Source organism: Paenibacillus cymbidii, assembly GCF_004764705.1.
Lineage (GTDB): Bacteria > Bacillota > Bacilli > Paenibacillales > NBRC-103111 > Paenibacillus_AN > Paenibacillus_AN cymbidii.
On the sequence record NZ_SHLX01000007.1, the window covers coordinates 140,338 to 157,820 of the forward strand.

Sequence of the window (17,483 nt, forward strand, 5' to 3'; positions counted from 1 at the left end):
GTCGCTATTTGAAGCCGTTTACGCTCCAGCCGCCGTCGACCGTCAGCACTTCGCCGGTAATGTAAGTCGCTTCGTCCGAGCACAGAAACGCGCAAGCGTCGGCAATTTCTTTCGGCTCGCCGAACCGGCGCATCGGGATGCGGCGCAAATAACCTTCCGTATCGACGACGCCTTCGGCGATCGCTTTGGTCAGCATTTCCGTCTGCGACACGCCCGGCGCCACCGCGTTGACGCGAATGCCGTGCGGCGCCCACTCCAGGGCGAGCACCTTGGTCATCATAGAAACGGCCGCTTTCGCCGCACAATACGCAAGCCGCATCGGAAACGCCACGCTGGCGTTAATTGACGACGTATTGAGGATGATGCCTCTCTGCTGGCGCATCATCGCCCGGCCCGCCGCCTGGCAGCCGAAGAAGACGCCCTTCTGCATCACGTCGATGCTTTTGTCCCATTCTTCTTCCGTCACGTCTTCGGAGGGGCCGATAATCGCCAGCCCCGCGTTATTGATCATAACGTCGATGCTTCCGCATGTCTCCACCGTCCGCTCGACCAGCCGGTCGACGCTCGTTTTGCTGCACACGTCCACCTGGACGAACGACGCCGACGCGCCTTGCGCCCGCAGCTCCCGGCACACTTCTTCGCCTTTGGCCTCGTTCAGATCGGCGACGACGACAGCATCGCCCTGCTTCGCAAACCGGTGGGCCATCGCCAGTCCCAGCCCTTGCGCGGCGCCGGTGATCACAACCGTTCGCGCTTCTTTCATGCCTGATCAGCCTCCTTCGCCGTCTCTGCCTTCGCAGCCGGCTGAAGCAGTTCCATCGTATACCCGTCGGGATCGAGCAAATAAACGCCGTAGGCGCCCGTGCTCGGCCCCGCGTCGATGTAAACGATGTCCGATTTGAAACGAACGCCGTTCCGTTTCAACCGCTCCACTTCCGCATGAATATCCGCCGTCAAAAAACAAATGTGCGTGCTGCCCACGTTGTTGGTCGCGAGGTCAAGCGTCGCGCCCTGCGGCTGCGCGTATTGCATCAGCTCCAGCCGGACCGGATACGGGCCGCTCAGCATGGCGGTATGAACGACCGCATCCGGAAAAGCGACAATGGCGCGAAAATAATCGTTCGCTACGCCGTGGCGAATCGTTTCCGCGCGGAAACCGAATTGTTCGTAAAAGGCGATGCTCGTTTCCAGGTGGCGGACGGATAAGCTGATATGATGCATGGCGGTAAACATGGTGAGTTCTCTCCTTAGTGGCGCGATTGGCGCGGCTGCCGGTCTAGCGTTTGACCGGCCGGTTGACCGGCGACGCCGGCGCTTCCCCTTTAACGTAACGCACGGCTTCTTCCGCCGTTTGCCGCTGCAGCGTCAGCAGCGCCGAATCGGAAAAATAAGCCGCATGCGGCGTCAGAATAACGTTGCGGCACGAACGGAGCGGATGGTTTGCCTCAAGCGGCTCATGTTCGAAAACGTCCAGCGCTGCGCCGCCGACGATCCCTTCGTCGATCGCCTTCGCCAAGGCGTGCGTATCGATCAGGGCGCCGCGGGACGTATTGACGACGACTGCCGAACGTTTCATCAACTTCAGGCTTTGTTCATTAATCATATGCCGGGTTTCGTCCGTAAGCGGCACATGCATCGACAGGATGTCGGCTTCGGCCAGAAACGCTGTCCAGTCGGATGCTTTGCGCACGCCTTTGCTTTCGGCGGCGGCGTCGCTCAGATAAGGATCGAACACGACGACCTGGAAGCCGAACGGCTTCAGCCTGGCGCTGACTCGTTCGCCGATCCGCCCGTAGCCGATCAGGCCAACGACGGTATCGGAAGATTTGGGCATCGGCCTGGCCACCCCTTCGGCGTTCCATTCGCCGCGTTTGACCGCTTCGTGCATGGCGACGATTTTGCGCGCGCTCGACAGGATCAGGGCGCCCGTATGATCGGCGACTTCGTCCAGACAATAGGCCGGCACGTTGCACACCTGGATGCCGCGTTCGGCAGCGTAGGCGACGTCCACGTTGTCGTACCCGATGCCGTAGCGAACGATCAGCCGGCAAGCCGTCCAGGCGTCGAGCACCGCACGATTGACCGGCGCAAACTGCACGAACACGATTTCGGCGTCTTTGCCGGCTTCCTTCATTTCTTCCTCGGTTTTGCAGGAGTACCGTTCCGGCACCAATCCGACTTGCGCCAGCACTTCGCGTTCCGGCAAGTCGCTGGCAAAATTGTTTTCCGTGATAACGATCTTCATCTTCGTTCTCCTCCTGGTTGTCGCCTTGACCATCCGCCGCGCGGGTCGGCCGGTCAAGCCGCTTTATTTATGCCAAATAATCGTGAAGCACTTCGCCCATCGGCAGCGTAAAATCGCACACCCAATAAAAACCGTCCAACATCTCCACGACGGGCAGCTTGTGGATGGGGAGCTGCGCGTTCGGATGAACCTCGATCGTCGCTTCGCCGCGCCAGCACTCGTGTACGATCAGGTCGGTGAATTTGCGCGCCGTCAGCTGTTTGACCGCCGGTTCGCCGGTGATGTGCGGGATCACTTTCAAATTGATGTTTTTTTCGAACGGCACGATCGCACGCAATTCGTCGAGGCTGCTGCGCCGCTGCTTGTAAGCCATCGTGCCGGTGACAACGTTAAGCCCGTTGCGGTTGATCCGGCCGATGATCAGATCGCCGTTTACTTCGATGTGCGGTTCGCCGCTTTTTTTCGGCTGCCCGTAAATTTCCCTGCCGGCCGCCACCGCGCCGTCGCTGCTCAGCGCCAAGTACGGCGAATAGTTGCCTTTATGCGTCTGGCCCGTGCGGTCTGTCGCCGTCACCTCGACTTGAACGGCAGACTCGTAGTAGTTGCCGAACCATTCCGCATCGGTCATGTGGTAGAAGTGCACCGTCACCAAATCGCTTGCCGACTCCAGCGGCGGCGGAAGAATGCGGCGGATGTGTTCCCTGCTCGTGCGGTACAGCACGGTAAAGATGCGGTTATGGCGAAAAGTGACAGGGAACCGCGGAATGAGCGGCGCATCCCACGGGGTAGAGAATACAGAGTCGATTGCGAACTCAGACATGAGTGGTTTCCTTTCTTGATGTTATTTGGCGGTAAATCCGCCATCGACCAGCAGGTTCGTTCCCGTCACCCATCCGGCTTCGTCTGAAGCCAAATACAGCACGGCATACGCGATGTCCATCGGCGTCCCGATCCGTTTCAGCGGATGCGCGCTCGCTATCGACTGCTTGACCGCGTCGAAATTGTCGCGGCCGACATAAGCCATCGGCGTCTCGACAAGCCCCGGCGATACGCAGTTGGCGCGGATGCCATAGGCGCCATAATCGATCGCCAGAGATTTGGTGAAGCTGACGATGCCGCCTTTGGCCGTCGCATAAGTCGAGTAACCGGGGGCGGCGATCACGCCGAGCTGCGACGCAAGGTTGACGATCGCTCCCTTGCCCTGCCGCATCATGAACGGCAGAATCGCCTGGCTCATCAGGAACGGGCCGAGCAGGTTGATTTGCATAAATGATGTCCACTCGTCTTCGGTCGTTTCCAGCATATTTTCGTTGCGCTTGACGGTCCCGGCATTATTGACGAGAATGTCCGCCCTGCCGAAGCGCTGCTCCAGAAACGCGCCGACAGCGCTTGCATCCGCTTCGCGCGAAATATCGGCGGCAAACACATGCGTGCGATCGCCGATGCGCTGCTGCGCTTCCTTCAGCCGCTGCTCGTTTCTGCCGAGCAGGACGACTTCGGCGCCTTCCGACACCAGCAAGGAGGCGATCGCTTCGCCGATGCCGGAGCCGGCGCCGGTGACGACGGCAATTCGATCTTGTACGCGTCCCAATTTTGTTCCCTCCATCCGATGTGAAAATCATGTGCGATGAATTGGCGACGCGCAGGAAGCGCGAACGATCAGCTCCGTCGGCACGGTTCGTTCGGCGCGTTCCGCGCGCGTGCGCGTCTTGTTGCGGTCGTTCCGCAGTCTGGCGAGCAGCAATTCCGCCATGTGCCGGCCGATTTCGACCAGCGGCCGTTTGACGACCGTAATGCCCGGATGCAGCAGCCGGGTCACGTCCGAATCTTCGAAACCGATGAGCGACAGTTGGCGCGGCACGTCAAGACCGAGGTCGCGAACCGTTTCGACACTGCCGACGAGCAGTTGGTTGCTGCCGGCAATAATCGCCGTTGCGCCCGACTCGATCAAGGCAGCCGACGCGGACATGCCGAACTCGAGGCTGAAATCGCCGCGCCGGATCATGTCGGCGTCGCTGCCGACGCCGGAACGCGCGAGAGCGTCTTGATAGCCGCGAATCGTGTCCTTCGCCGGCAAAATGTCGCTGGCCGTCGTCACCAGCCCGATGCGGCGATGGCCGAGCGCCAGCAAATGTTCCGTTGCCGCGCCAATGCCGTTGTAATAATCGCTGCGCACAACATCGGCGGCGATGCCCGGCAGCTCCCGATCGAGCAATACGATCGGAATCGGGCTCGACTTCAGCCATTCCAGCAGCTGGGGATGGCGTTCGTCCTGCAGCGTCAGAACGATGCCGTCGAACCGTTTCTGCTGCACCGCCTCAAGAATCTTGTCCTCCATCCGTTTGTTTCCCGTATGGTGCAGCATCAAATGCAGGCCGTGCTTCTCCAGTTCTTCGTACATGCCCTTGGCCATCGAAGAAAACGAATGGTTGGAAATGTCGTTGACGAAAAAGGCAATCGTTTGCGTCCGCTGTGTGCGGAAGCTGCGCGCCAGTTCATCCGGCGTGTAGCCGAGCGCCCGAATGCTTTCCTCGACCTTGCGCTGCGCTTGCGGGCTGACGCTGCGGGAACGGTTGATGACGCTCGAAACGGTGCCGATTCCTACTCCGGCGTGTTTGGCTACATCCTTGATCGTTACTTTCGTTTCTTTCATCTTCTCCTCCGTTCGCTCGGAAACGTTTCCGAGTTCACTATACCGCTCCGACTCCCTGTTCGTCAACCCTGATTTTGCCGTGACTTTCTCAGGGCAATCGCTTAAGAAAGTAAACCCAAACCGGAAAAAGACAAGGGGAGTTGCCATTGATCAAACAAGCAATGAAAGCAGCTGCTCGATCTCTAAAGAGGGATCGTCACGATTGATGCGATGTGCAACGTTGGAGGAATAACGGAACCTCCTTTCCGCTATCCGGTGCTCAACAGCCAGCATTGGCGCAATAGCGGAACCGCTTTCCGCTATTCGGTGCTCAACTGGTAACGATGGCGTTATAACGGAATCTCCCTCCGTTATTCGGTGCTCAACAGCCAACTTTGGCGCAATAGCGGAACCGCTTTCCGCTATTTCATGGAATCGTGTCTCGGGAGCAGGGTGACGGTGAATCGTAACCATTCGTAAGCGATCCCCTGGTGACTTTCCGTAGACATCTGAATTTATATACATTATATTGTATAATTATATATAATTTATTGCTATTCACTGCAACGAGGCGTTCTTCGCTTCGTCCGGCAATGATAGCTATCTAGAGCGCCGGGCCTGCTGCGCTGTTTTGCTTCGATCTACAACGATCAATATTCACGGATGAAAGAAGGTAGTCGATGGAACCCACCTCCTTGTACCATCAAATCGAACATCTCGCGGCGCGCACCTGGCCGGCTCCGGAATCGGCGCCCCTTGGGCATTGGACGCTGCGTGCCGCAGACGGCGTCACGAAACGGGCGAACAGCGTGCTCGCCTGCGGCGAACGGCCGGAGACGGTCGACTGGTTTAGCGCCGTTTGCCGCTTTTATGAAGCGCGTGGGCTTCCGGCGGTGTTCCAGATCAGCGACGCATCGCCGACCGGCCTGGATGACGAGTTGGAAGCGCGCGGCTTTGCCAAGGTCGCCCCCTGCAGCGTCCTAACCGGCGATGTGTCGGCAGCGCGCGCCGCATACGCCGGCATTGGCGCGGAACCGGGCTGGCGCCTGGAATGCCTGCCGGCTCCCGACGAAACGTGGTTGGCCCGGTTTATCGCCTTCGAGCTGTTCCCCGAGAGCCGGCTTCCGGTGTACCGCCGCATCTTTGCCGGCATCGAGCCGCAGGCCGTATTTGCGACGCTGTTCCGCCATGGCGAGCCGGCAGCCGTCGGCACCGCAATCGCCGAACAAGGCTGGACCGGCTTCACGAATATCGCGGTAGCGCCGGATCGGCGCGGGCTGGGCTTTGGGCAACGACTGATGGCCGGATTGGTCGAATGGGGAGCGGCGAACGGCGCGGACAACCTGTATTTGCAGGTCGTCGATGACAACGAGACGGCGAACCGGCTGTACCGCAAGCTCGGCTTCTCGCGGCTGTACGGCTTCCACTATCGCGTAGCTCCTTGAAGCTGCGCGGTAATGGATACCCGGCGGGTCAACGGGACGGGACACGCAAATAGGCCATAAAAAATGGCCTATTTGCCCTATTTCGCCCGCCTCACCGGAAATAGCCAGTGAAATCATTGGTTATTTGGGTCAAATGGCACCAATCGGGACAGATTGACGTGAATAGCCAGTGAAATCGCTGGCTATTTTATGGCGACAGGACAGTCCATTTTCGGGGAAATAAGCTATAAAAAAGGTCCTATTCCGGTGAGTGCGAGCAGCTTCCTGTTATCCGAAGCTTCTGCCATCTGCGGCGCCCCGAAACAAAAAGCAACCGCCTCCCTGCCGAACAGGTACGCGGTTGCCAGTTGCCGTTTGCCGAACAACGCCTCGCTAAAGCTTGCCAAAGGTGAGCAGCTTCTCCAGCTTCCACTTGGCCAGCGCCAGCGTTTCTCGCGTCTTGTGGAAGCCGAGGTGCAGCACGGTGGAATCCGTCGTCGCCGCCGCCGGATGGTCGAGCCCGACCGTGCGGGCGATCTCCAGCGCTCGCGAGCCGTGATAGCGGTGCGTGATGACGATTGCCGACTTCCAGCCGGCGGCGTCCATGATCGCTTTGCTGAATTGCAAATTTTGCAGCGTGCTGCGCGCCTGCTCCTCCAGCACGACATCCTGCTCCGGCATGCCTTGCGCGACCAGGTAACGCTTCATCCCGGCCGCTTCCGATATCGTGCCGCCGGCATCGACGGCGCCGGTGACGATCAGCTTCGCCGCAACACCGCCGCGGTACAGCTTCAACCCGGTGTCCAGCCGCTCCTTCAGGCCCGGACTCGGCTCTTCTCCCCACAGCGACGCGCCGAGCACAATGCCAACGTCATAATGCGCCTGATCGGCGCCCTTGGGGGCGAACGACGGAAACGTATTGATCCGCCACTGCGCGTAACCCGTCCAGATTGCCAACGCCGCAATGCCGCAGGCGACCAGAAGGAGCAGCCGCCGAAGCAGCTTCCTGCGATTTCCCGTCAACGCCACATTTCCCCTGTCCGTTTACACGTTTTATTTTTCGGAAATCGTCACTTTTTTGATTTTGACCGTTTCGGTCGGCGTGCTTACTTCCTGGCTCATCGGATTCAGCTTGACCGGCACGGAGTCGATTTTCATCACGGTGTCCATGCCTTCAATCACTTTGCCGAATACGGCGTAGGTCGGCGACTGGTTCAAATTTGCGCAAGACGCGCCGGTGCAAATAAAGAACTGGCTGCCCGCCGAATTCGGCGCCGACGTGCGCGCCATCGCCACGATGCCCGGATCGTATTTAACCTTCGGTTTTTCGTCCTCGATGGTGTAACCGGGGCCGCCGGTCCCGTTGCCCAGCGGATCGCCGCCCTGGATCATAAACGACTTGACGACGCGGTGAAACGTCAGCCCGTTGTAGAAGCCTTCCTTGGCCAAAAAGACAAAGCTGTTGACCGTCTTCGGTGCGTCTTTGGCGAACAGTTCGACTTTGAACGAACCTTTGCTCGTGTCGAAGGAGGCGGTGTACGTTTTGTTGGCGTCGATTTGCATCGCCGGGGCGCTGCTCCACTGGCCGGGCGAGGCCGATTTTTTCTCCCCGCAGGCAGCCAGGGTCACAAGCGCAAGCGTAAGAAGCAGCAATAATAAAAAATGGCGTTTGCCCATGAAACGAATTCCCTCCGATGGCTACATGTTTTTGATAGTATAGCACATCCGGAATTCGCCCGACAAACGCCCTGTCCTTTACTTCTCCGGCGGCAGCAGCACGATTTTGCCGTCTTCGATCGTCACGCGCACCTTGTTCGTTCCGTCGACGCCGATTTCTTTCAAATAGTCGCCCGGAATTTGCAGCCGCCCCGCCTTGTCGAGCACCGCGTATTCGATATGGGCGTCCGGCGACTGGGCGACGCCAGCCTCCAGCTCCGCCAGCTCTTCGGCATACGATTTGCTGCGGATGAACTCGGACGACGTTTTGCCGTCGCGGATGGCCACCACCCGGTCCACTTTTTTCGCCAGCTGCGGGTCGTGCGTCACGATGACGACCGTCAGCCCCATGTTGCGGTTCAGATCACGGAACAAATCGAGAATTTGATCCGCCATGCGGCTGTCGACGGAGCCGGTCGGCTCGTCGGCCAGAAGCAGCCTCGGCCGGTTGGCCAGGGCGATGGCGATCGCCACGCGCTGCTGCTCGCCACCCGACAGCTCGCTCAGCTTGTTGCGCACGCGGTGGCCGAGCCCAACCGCCTCCAGCAGCTCAAGCGCGCGCTGCTTCCGGCGTTTGCCGGACAGCAGCATCGGCAATTCGACATTTTCCTGGGCGGTCAAATACGGAATCAGGTTGCGCGCGTTGTTCTGCCAGACAAAACCGACCGTTTCGCGCTTGTATCGCACGATGTCGCGTTCGGTAAATTTAAGCAAGTTTTTGCCGTCGACGACGAGATGCCCTGCCGAAGGACGATCGAGCCCGCCCAGCATGTTGAGCAGCGTCGACTTGCCGCTGCCGCTGTTGCCGATGATCGCCATCAACTCGCCGTCTTCGACGTGCAAATCGAGCCCTTGCAAGGCGACTACTTCGAGATCGGCGACCTTGTAGATTTTCACCAAATTTTCGCAATGGATCACCGGTCAATCCTCCCCGAGCTTCACCGCTTGGTGAATTTTGATCCGCGACAGCAGTACGCCGAGCACTGTCATGCCGCAGGCGATCATCACCGTCACGATGACATAGATGCGCAGCGAATCGATTCCCTTGAACGTGACGCGGAACGGCGGCACTTGCGTAGCCGGGTTGAACGTAATCTGGAACAAACCGACGAACAACTCGCTCGTCACGTTGCCGGTGGCGATGCCGATCGCAATCGCAGCGCCGCTTGTCAGCAGTTGTTCGGCGACAAGCATGCCGATCACCTGCAGGAACGAAATGCCCATCGCCCGCAGGATTCCGAGCTGCAGAATGCGTCCGCCGAGCGACAGCACCCAGTACAACAGGAAACCGAAGAAGCTGATCGCCATCGAAATGAGGAAGCCCAGCGTCATGACACCGTTGACCGCAAGCTGAAACGGATCGTTGCGTGCATTAATCAACTGCTCGCGGGTATCGACGATCGACGTGACCGGCAGCTTCTTGGCGGCGATTTCGTCGTAGAACGTTTGCCGCTGCGCATCCGGCGCCAGCTTGATCCAGACGTCGTACGGCTCCAGTGCAATGGAGCTTTGAATATAATCGAGATGCGCGATAACGAACATCGGCGCGACCGGCTTTTTGTCTTTGTTGGACGCGGCTGCGGCGCTCGTCGACGAAACCGGAGCGGGCGGGTTCGGGTTGAACGTCGGCCAGTAATCGACGACGCCGTAAACGATGAACGTGCGCGATTCCGTGCCTACCCAGTTGATATAGATCGTATCGCCCGGCTTCACGCCTTTCTGCTCCGCAAACGTCCGGGAAACGAGCGCCGCCTTGGAATCGCCGGCCAGCAAATTCAAATAATCGAATAAATGGTGGTCGAGCAACCCGTCGCGCAGCCAGGCGGTGCGGCCAAAATCGTCGGTGTCGATGCCCATCAGGCTGATCTGCGCGCTGTCTTTGCCGGAACTGGCAACCGCGTCCCTGCGGACGAACACCTTGGCCGCGTGCTCCACGCCGGTCAGCTGGGTAAATGGCGTAAACGGCGGTTCGGTGTACTGAATCCGTTTCGGCGCCGCGGTCGGGGCAGGCTCCGGAGCGCCCGGCATCGGCGGCGGCGGCGCGTCGTTCTCCCAAGCGGTCTTGAGAATCATGTCCGTGCCGTTCGCGTACATGATCTTGTCCTCGGTGTTCTGGTTGATCGTTCGCGCCGCACTGGCGCTGTACAGGCCGATGGCGATCGTCATAATCAGGAAAATCATCAAAAATTGGTATTGCACGCCCGAACGCCCCACTTGAATCAATGTAGCGTACAGCGACGGCGGCCACCACTTTTTGCCGATCCAGTAAACGAAACGAACGAACCACGGATAAATGCGCAGCAGCAGAAGGCCGATGCCGAGCACGAACAGCGCCGGTACGAGAAACAGCAGCGGATCTACGGTCAGCGTCGAGCTGTCGATGCCGAGCGACAGCATGTCTTGGCGCTGCCGCTCGAACGTCGTCAAGCCGTAAATGGAAACCCCCACCAGCACGATGTCGATAAAAAATTTGTGCCAGAACGAGCTGCGATTTTGCCGCGCCTGCTGCTGCTTGTGGCCGACAATGGTTGTCCGTGTGGCGAGAAACGCCGGAATGAGCATTGTGACGAACGAGCAGCCGACGGCATACAGCGCATACCGCAACGCCTCCCCGTCGACTTCGGCATGAAGCGCCGATCGCTGGACGAACTCGAGGAAGCCGCTGGACGAGCCGAGCAGCTTCGTCAGCCACATGCCGACGAACGGGCCGACGGCGAAGGCGACGCCGCCAAGCAGCAGCGCTTCCGCCGCATAACCGGCGAGCACCTGCAGCCGGCTCGCGCCGCGGCTGCGCAAGACGGCGATTTCCGTCTTCTGCCGTTCGGTGATCAGATTGGCGACCATAAACAAATAAAACACAAGCATGATCATCACCGGCACGTTGAGCGACCATAACATGGCGCGCAGCTTCTCCGCGCGGTCGAAATACGTCTGGATCGTCGTAAGCGCCGGCGCCTTCTCGCCATGATTGAAGTAATACATCGTTGTATGCGCGACAATCGCTTCGTTCATGCTGATGAAGCTGTATACGTTGCGCAGGTCCATATTGCTGTAATCAAGGGCAAAGTACCAGCCGCTGCTGCGGATCGGCAGCACCTTCGACGTCGTCATATCCCGCTCGAACAGCTCGAACGGAATAAGGAAGGACGAACGGAAGCCCGACAGGCTCGTATCCTGCCAGTACACATCGCTGTCGTCTTTTTTCTCGAATACGCCGACGGGCTTGATCGTTACCGGCTGCTTGACTTTATCGTCCTGGACGACAAACTCGTTGCCCAGCACCATTTTGAAGCTCGTCAGCATGCTTTCGAGCACAAGCGCTTCATAGACGCCGTTCACCGGTTCCTTCGCCGGCAATCGGCCGTCGACGAGGCGAATGTGGTCCTCGATCCCTTCAAGCGCATCGATTTCCGCGGCGCGATTGACCGTACCGTCGATTTTTCCCGTGTCCGCCGGCGCGAATTTGTACGTCGTCGTCCCACGGGTGCGCACGTAATGCAGGATCGGAAGCCCAAAACCGGGCCCCGCTTTCGTTTGCATGAACGAGTCGGTGTAAGCGATTTTGGCTTTCGCGTCCTGAACGGATTCGTCGGTCAAATAAATGCTCGACCAGATCGACCCGGGATATTGCTGCGAGTTTTTCTGCATCACTTCAAGGTCTTTGACGAGCATTCGCTGCAGAATCGCGTTCGTATAGATCGGCATGCTGCTGACGAGCGCCACGGACAAGATCAGGCCGGACAGCAGACTGAACTCGAGCCACTTGTTTTTCCACATTTTGCGTAAAATCATCACGAATATGGCCAACTTGCTGTTCCCCTCTCGGCAGGACATTTCCTTACTGCAAAATGACTTTCTGCCCTTCCTTCAGCCCTTTGACGATCTCAATGTCCGATTGCGATTCGATGCCTTTCTCCACGTCGATTTCCTTGATGCTTTCCCCGTCCAAAATTTTCACGAACGTCCGGCCCAAATACGTGCCCAGCCCGGAACGGGGAATGACCAACACGTTTTCCTTCTTCATCAGCGTAATTTTGATGTCCGCGGAAGTGCCGAGCCCTACGCCGGCCGGAAGCTGCGCGGGTTCGATATAGATGGAGCGGGCGTACTTGTCCGCCAGCTGCTTGTTGTCCGTCTTCGGCGCCGAAGCCGGCGTCTGGGCAACTTTTCCGCTCAGCTTCTGGTCCTTGATGCCCAGCTCGACGGTCATGCCGACCTGCGCATCGGACACGTCGACGCCGCCGGAGACGGAATACACGAGCCGCATTTGATTCGGGTCGGCAATGGTGACGTACGTTTTCGACAGCTGGATAATGTCGCCGATTTTCATCGCTTCGATGCTCGTCACGACACCGTCGATTTCCGCGACGAGCGCCTTGCCCTGGATTTGTTTGTAGGCATCGTCCAGCCGCGCCATCGCGATCTCGAGCTCCAGCTTGCGGATGTTCAACATCTGCGTGTCGCCGTTCTGCTGCGCCTGCTGCAGCGCCAGCTTCGCCTTCAGTACGTCGCGCTCCTTCTCCTTCGCATTGATGTCGAGACCGTCCACATCGAGCTGCACGAGCACATCGCCTTTTTTGACCATGTTGCCCACGCCGACGTTGACGGCGGAAATTTTGCCGGATACCGCGGTGAACTGCTCGTATTTGACCGCCGTCGATTCGAACACGGCAGTGCCGATAATCTGCTTCATGATCGTGCCGGGCTTGACTTCATAAAGCTGGTACGTTTCTTTCTGCGGTTTGACGAGCGGCGGCTTGAGCACCTCTTCCTCCTTCGGGATGAGGGTGCAGCCTGACGAAACGAGCAGCGTGCAGAACATTGCTGCGAATGCTGCCGATTTCCATTTACCCCTGATCGACAATTTGGCCATCCTCCAGTGCATACACATGATCGACAATTTCCATGATCGCCGGGTCGTGCGTCGTTATGACGATCGTCATGCCGCTCTGCTCGACCAAATCTTTAAACACCTTAATGACCTGCAGCCCCATTCGGCTGTCCAACTCGGCTGTCGGTTCGTCGGCGAGCAGCAGCTTCGGCCGGTGCGCAATCGCCCGCGCGATCGCCACGCGCTGCTGTTCGCCGCCGGACAGCTCATAAGGACGATGCTTCATCCGCGGCTTAAGCCCGACAAAATCGAGCGCCTGTTCGGCCATCGCCCGGTATTGCCCGGCGTCCGCGCCGGCGATGCGCAAGCCGAACTCGACGTTCTCGTAAGCCGACATCAGCGGCATCAGGGCGAACGACTGAAACACGAGGCCCATCTCCTTGCGCCGCAGCTCGTCCCTTTGTTTGGCCGACAAGCCCGACGTTTCCTGCCCGCGAAAATAAATCGCGCCGTCCGTTGGCAAATCGAGCGCGCCGAGCAAGTTGATCAGCGTCGTTTTGCCCGATCCGGACCGTCCTTTCAGCGCAACGAGGCGCCCGTACGGGATCGACAGATGCGCTCCCTTGAGCGCATGCACGGCGCCGCCGCCGCGGCCGAACACCCGCTTGACGCCAACCGCCTTGACGATTGGCTCCTGCTCTTCCGCTACTAACATGTGACTACGCCACCTCCGGGATGTTTGACCGAATCGAATCGAAGGAGACGGCTTCTTTGCTGTCGCCCGCTTGAAAACGTGCCCAACAGCGGTCGGGCACGTTTGCCTTCTGGTTTGCTTGCGGCTTCGGATTGCCCTAGGGCGTGTTTGAATACTCCGAAGACAGCAGATTGTGCCGAATTTTCGTTCCATGCAAGGAAGTTTTGCGCAGGCTTACCGGGGGTAAGTCAAGCAAAAACTGACGCAGCAGGGGGCGAAAAGGCGGTGCAAGATGCACCTGAGCGGGTGTTCAAACACGCCCTATATACAGGGTAACGCCGAACCCGGGCCAAAAGTAGACTGCATTTGTTGGAAAAAGTGCCTATCTGTTCGAACCGCCGCGTCAATTGCGCTTCAGCTCGTATTCCTTCGGCGTGCAGCCGACGATGCGCTTGAACGTTTTGGCGAACGACTTCGGATCGAGAAAACCGACTTCGCCGGCCACTTCGTACACTTTCATCTCGCCGGAACGAAGCAGCGCCTTCGCCTTGTCGATGCGGATGCGCGTAAGCGTTTCGATCAGCGATTCGCCCGCTTCGCGGCTGTACAAGTCGCTCAGGTAGCTTCGGCTCAGGCGTACATGCGCGGCGATATCGGTCGTGCCGATATTGCGGCGGTAATGCTCCTGCATATAACGAAGCGCATTGCGAATGAACGGATTGTTCGCCGCCGCGCGGCTCGTTTGCGGCGGTCTTTCGCCGCCTATATCATTTATGTGATTAAGGAAACGGGCGCACATTCCCTCCGCATCCATAACGTCCAGCCATGAGCCGCCTGCCTGCTCCCGCTGCGGCAGGTTCTCCCCTGTTTCCGTTTCGCCGCCATGGGCGAAACCGGCCAACATGCCGGCAACCTCGCGCATAAACTCGCGCAGCGCGGCTACATCCGGCTTGCTTGCGCGGATCGCTTCGCACAATCGATCGGCGTGGTGGCGCATGCCGTCGAAGTTGGCGTTGGCCGCGGAGCGCAGCAAATCGCCGCGGATATCGAACGGCAGCGGTCCCGCCGGCCATTCTTCGGGAGCGGCCATGACGACGGTCGTTGCCGTCCCGTAGAAGCGCGCCCGCTGCCGGCGCTTGTGCGAATCGACGGCACCCGGCAGCTGCGCGATACGCGTCAGCTCGGGTCCTGCCGCAACCGTCCAATCGCCGTCCCGGGCCAACAGGCCGAGCTGGGAGGCGAGCTGCTGCGCCTCGGCGTACTTGATCTCGTACGCTTCCCGCGCCGAGCGCCCTTCCGGCAGCGGCATAAGCAGCAGCAAACCGCCCGGCTGCGGCAGCGCGCAAACGGCCGCCATGTACGCCTCCGTTCGCTCCGCCGCGGCAAGCGCGTGTCCCGTACCGATCAAATGAAGCGCATGCAACGTCCGGCAACGGCCGAACAGCTCCGCATCCAGTTGCGCCAAGTTCCCCTGTTCGCCTGCGATCGCCTGCCGCACCCGCTCCGCCAGCAGCGATTGCCGCGACTGCTCCCGTTCGCTGCGCCATTGCCGCAGCCGCTGCCGCTCTTCCCGGCGCTGTTCGAGATCGCGCTTCATATCAAGCAAAATCGCGACCAAATCGTCGGTTTCCATCGTCGGCTTCAGCATATAGTCGCTGGCCCCCAGCTTCATCGCTTCGCGCACGAACGAATAGTCGTCAAGACAGCTGAGCACAAGAAAGCCGATGTCCTCATATTCCGCGCGCGCCGTGCGGATCAACTCCAGCCCGTCCATGACCGGCATGCGGATGTCGGTCAGTACGATGTCGATGCCGCCTTCGCGAATGCGTTCCAGCGCTTCTCTGCCGTCGGCGGCGTCGCCCGACAGCGTCAGGCCGTGCCGCTGCCAGTCGACCATCGTGCGCAGCCCGGTGCGAATGATCGGCTCGTCGTCCACCACGAGTATATTCATGTACCGCTACTCCTCTCCGAGATGGATCGGCAGCGTCAGCCTGACGACCGTGCCGCCTCCGATTTGGGCAAAAACGTACAGCTTCGCGTCCGATCCGTAATACAGCTTGATCTTCTCGCGGATATGAGCCAGCCCGATGCCGCTCAGTTTCTCTCTCTCGCCGTCCGGCGCCTGTGCCGATCGCGCGGCTGCTGCGGGTGCCGCCGGTTCCGCGCGATGCAGCCCGACACCGTCGTCTTCCACCTGACAGAGCAGCATGTCGCGTTCGGTCCATGTCCGCACCGTAACCGTACCGCTGCGGCCGGACGGCGCGATCCCGTGCAGGATTGCGTTCTCCGCCAGCGGCTGCAGGATCATCCGCGGCACGAGGCAACGCGCCGACAGCGGGTCGATTTGCGCGTCGAACCGCACCTGGTCGCCGTATCGGAACGTCTGGATCGCCATGTAATCGCCGATCAGCGACACTTCCTCGCGCACGGTCAGAAACTCGCCCTTCTTGCCGAGACTCGCCTGCAGCAGTCGCACCAGCGCGCTGACCGCGTCGGCGATTTGCGGCGTACGGTGCATTTTGGCCACCCATTTGATCGTATTCAGCGTATTGTACAAAAAATGCGGGTTCAACTGATAAGTCAGCGCTTCGATTTCGGCTTCCTTCTTCAGCGCTTCTTCGCGCTTGAACCGGCGGAACAGCTCGTCGAGCCGCGACAGCATCTCGTTGTAGCTGTCGCCGACATCGTCGATTTCGGCCGTGCTCGACTCCGTCCAGTACGCGCGCAAGTCGCCGGCCTGGGCGCGCTTCATCAACCTGCGCAGCGCTTCGAGCGGCTTGGTGACGAAACGGCTGAACACGATCGCGCTGGCGAGCGACAGGACGAACAGCACCACGAGCAAGGCGATCAGCGAGTTGCGCAGCGAACGCCATCCCTGTGTCATCGCGTCGCCCCGCATCGTCAGCGTCGACGACCACGCCGCGCCTCCGGCGTCCACCGGCATCGTGCTGACGTAATCGGCCGCGTCCGTCTCCATCGGCGCCGATCCTGACGTGCCGGCGACGATGTCGCCGTCCGCCACGGTTAGCTTCGCCGCGGCCGGATAACGCGCCGCGATGTCGCGCAGCAGCTCGCCGGCGTTGGCGATTACGGCGATTTGGCCGTAAACGACGCCGGTTTCCGGCTCCGCCAGCGCCGTATTCAGCACGAAAGCGCTGTAGTTGCGTCCGTCTCCCGCCAAGCCGCGAAACGCCGCAATCCGGTAACGTTTCTCGTTCTTCATGAACATACGCGATGACGAATCGCTCGCAAACGCTTCCGTATTGCCGCATAACATACTGCCGTCCTTGTCGATATAGAGGCATATATCGGTAATATAGCGGCTGGCGCCGACGATCGTATCGCGCAGCTCGCGCATGCGCGCGAACGCCGTCGTGCGATCCGTCCCGGGCGTACCGGCATTGAAATGCCGCAGCACGGTATCCGCGGCGACAATCGCGGCGTCGGCGTTCATTTCCTGCAGCACGCCCTGCAGATCGGCAACGGCGGCAATATGCGCGATTCTCGTATGTTCGCCCAACTCGCCGCGGGAGTAGCCGGACGATTCGCGGTAGAAGACGACAGCCGCCAGCGCCAGCGGAATCGAGCCGACGACGAACAAATAAAGCAGCAGCCGGAACCGGAAGCTGCGCGGTTTCCAGTTCGTCCATACTGTCATCGCCAAACATCCATTCGTATCGTTTACTTGTAAAGGTAGTTCAAAAAGTCGACTTTTGATCACGAAGCAAATCAGGAAGCGAACTCGGCATCGAATCTTGCATTCCCCCTTGAAGTCCGTTGCTCATTTAGGTATCGCCTAAACTCCGCTACTCCTTCTGCAGGCTCATGCAACCTTCTCGGTGCTGAAAAGCCGTCTTTTTGAACATTCACTTGAATGTATTCGACGCGATATGACATTTTCCTACCGCTGCATAAAAAGCCAAAAAAACACCGAAACGAAT

General features: G+C 59.4%; 16 protein-coding genes. 1 reads left to right on the forward strand and 15 read right to left on the reverse strand.

Annotated elements, in window-relative coordinates:
* Positions 1 to 4: 4 nt before the first annotated feature.
* From EXY20_RS11745 to EXY20_RS11775, 7 genes are all read right to left on the reverse strand, one after another.
* The gene (locus tag EXY20_RS11745; RefSeq protein ID WP_135551108.1) at positions 5 to 763 is read right to left on the reverse strand and encodes an SDR family NAD(P)-dependent oxidoreductase; all 759 of its coding nucleotides are present in this window, start codon (positions 761 to 763) and stop codon (positions 5 to 7) included.
* Positions 760 to 1,233 (reverse strand): VOC family protein, encoded by a 474-nt coding sequence (locus EXY20_RS11750; protein ID WP_135551110.1) that lies wholly within the window; start codon positions 1,231 to 1,233, stop codon positions 760 to 762. The genes EXY20_RS11745 and EXY20_RS11750 overlap by 4 nt, the downstream gene beginning before the upstream one ends.
* Before the next feature lie 43 nt (positions 1,234 to 1,276).
* Positions 1,277 to 2,245, reverse strand: coding sequence for a C-terminal binding protein (locus tag EXY20_RS11755; protein WP_167859176.1), 969 nt, complete (start codon positions 2,243 to 2,245; stop codon positions 1,277 to 1,279).
* Positions 2,246 to 2,312: 67 nt separating this feature from the next.
* Positions 2,313 to 3,065, reverse strand: a complete 753-nt coding sequence (locus tag EXY20_RS11760; protein ID WP_135551114.1) for an acetoacetate decarboxylase family protein — start codon at positions 3,063 to 3,065, stop codon at positions 2,313 to 2,315.
* Between the two features lie 21 nt (positions 3,066 to 3,086).
* The gene (locus tag EXY20_RS11765; RefSeq protein WP_167859177.1) at positions 3,087 to 3,836 is read right to left on the reverse strand and encodes an SDR family NAD(P)-dependent oxidoreductase; all 750 of its coding nucleotides are present in this window, start codon (positions 3,834 to 3,836) and stop codon (positions 3,087 to 3,089) included.
* Positions 3,837 to 3,863: 27 nt separating this feature from the next.
* Positions 3,864 to 4,898: a LacI family DNA-binding transcriptional regulator gene (locus EXY20_RS11770; RefSeq protein WP_167859178.1), complete on the reverse strand. Its 1,035-nt coding sequence runs from the start codon at positions 4,896 to 4,898 to the stop codon at positions 3,864 to 3,866.
* A 150-nt stretch (positions 4,899 to 5,048) separates the two neighbouring features.
* Positions 5,049 to 5,351: a hypothetical protein gene (locus EXY20_RS11775; RefSeq protein WP_135551120.1), complete on the reverse strand. Its 303-nt coding sequence runs from the start codon at positions 5,349 to 5,351 to the stop codon at positions 5,049 to 5,051.
* 206 nt (positions 5,352 to 5,557) lie between these two features.
* Here EXY20_RS11775 and EXY20_RS11780 point away from each other — a divergent pair, with 206 nt between their 5' ends.
* On the forward strand, positions 5,558 to 6,322 hold the full coding sequence (locus EXY20_RS11780; RefSeq protein ID WP_135551122.1) for a GNAT family N-acetyltransferase: 765 nt from the start codon (positions 5,558 to 5,560) through the stop codon (positions 6,320 to 6,322).
* A gap of 372 nt (positions 6,323 to 6,694) precedes the next feature.
* Here EXY20_RS11780 and EXY20_RS11785 read toward each other — a convergent pair whose 3' ends face one another.
* The 8 genes from EXY20_RS11785 to EXY20_RS11820 all read right to left on the reverse strand — a co-directional run bounded on the left by EXY20_RS11785 (position 6,695) and on the right by EXY20_RS11820 (position 17,200).
* Entirely contained in the window at positions 6,695 to 7,324 is a 630-nt protein-coding gene (locus tag EXY20_RS11785) for a YdcF family protein (RefSeq protein WP_167859179.1), read from the reverse strand.
* Between the two features lie 30 nt (positions 7,325 to 7,354).
* Positions 7,355 to 7,978, reverse strand: coding sequence for a peptidylprolyl isomerase (locus EXY20_RS11790; RefSeq protein ID WP_135551127.1), 624 nt, complete (start codon positions 7,976 to 7,978; stop codon positions 7,355 to 7,357).
* A gap of 78 nt (positions 7,979 to 8,056) precedes the next feature.
* Positions 8,057 to 8,935 carry an ABC transporter ATP-binding protein gene (locus EXY20_RS11795; RefSeq protein WP_135551129.1) on the reverse strand — a complete coding sequence of 293 codons (879 nt, stop codon included), beginning with the start codon at positions 8,933 to 8,935 and terminating at the stop codon, positions 8,057 to 8,059.
* Between the two features lie 3 nt (positions 8,936 to 8,938).
* Positions 8,939 to 11,824 (reverse strand): ABC transporter permease, encoded by a 2,886-nt coding sequence (locus EXY20_RS11800; protein WP_135551131.1) that lies wholly within the window; start codon positions 11,822 to 11,824, stop codon positions 8,939 to 8,941.
* A 31-nt stretch (positions 11,825 to 11,855) separates the two neighbouring features.
* Positions 11,856 to 12,881 (reverse strand): efflux RND transporter periplasmic adaptor subunit, encoded by a 1,026-nt coding sequence (locus EXY20_RS11805; protein WP_167859180.1) that lies wholly within the window; start codon positions 12,879 to 12,881, stop codon positions 11,856 to 11,858.
* Complete coding sequence (locus EXY20_RS11810) at positions 12,865 to 13,563, reverse strand: ABC transporter ATP-binding protein (protein WP_135551136.1); 699 nt, start codon at positions 13,561 to 13,563, stop codon at positions 12,865 to 12,867. The genes EXY20_RS11805 and EXY20_RS11810 overlap by 17 nt, the downstream gene beginning before the upstream one ends.
* A 382-nt stretch (positions 13,564 to 13,945) precedes the next feature.
* Positions 13,946 to 15,493 carry a response regulator transcription factor gene (locus tag EXY20_RS11815; protein ID WP_135551138.1) on the reverse strand — a complete coding sequence of 516 codons (1,548 nt, stop codon included), beginning with the start codon at positions 15,491 to 15,493 and terminating at the stop codon, positions 13,946 to 13,948.
* Positions 15,494 to 15,499: 6 nt separating this feature from the next.
* Complete coding sequence (locus EXY20_RS11820; protein WP_135551140.1) at positions 15,500 to 17,200, reverse strand: sensor histidine kinase; 1,701 nt, start codon at positions 17,198 to 17,200, stop codon at positions 15,500 to 15,502.
* Between the last annotated feature and the right edge of the window lie 283 nt (positions 17,201 to 17,483).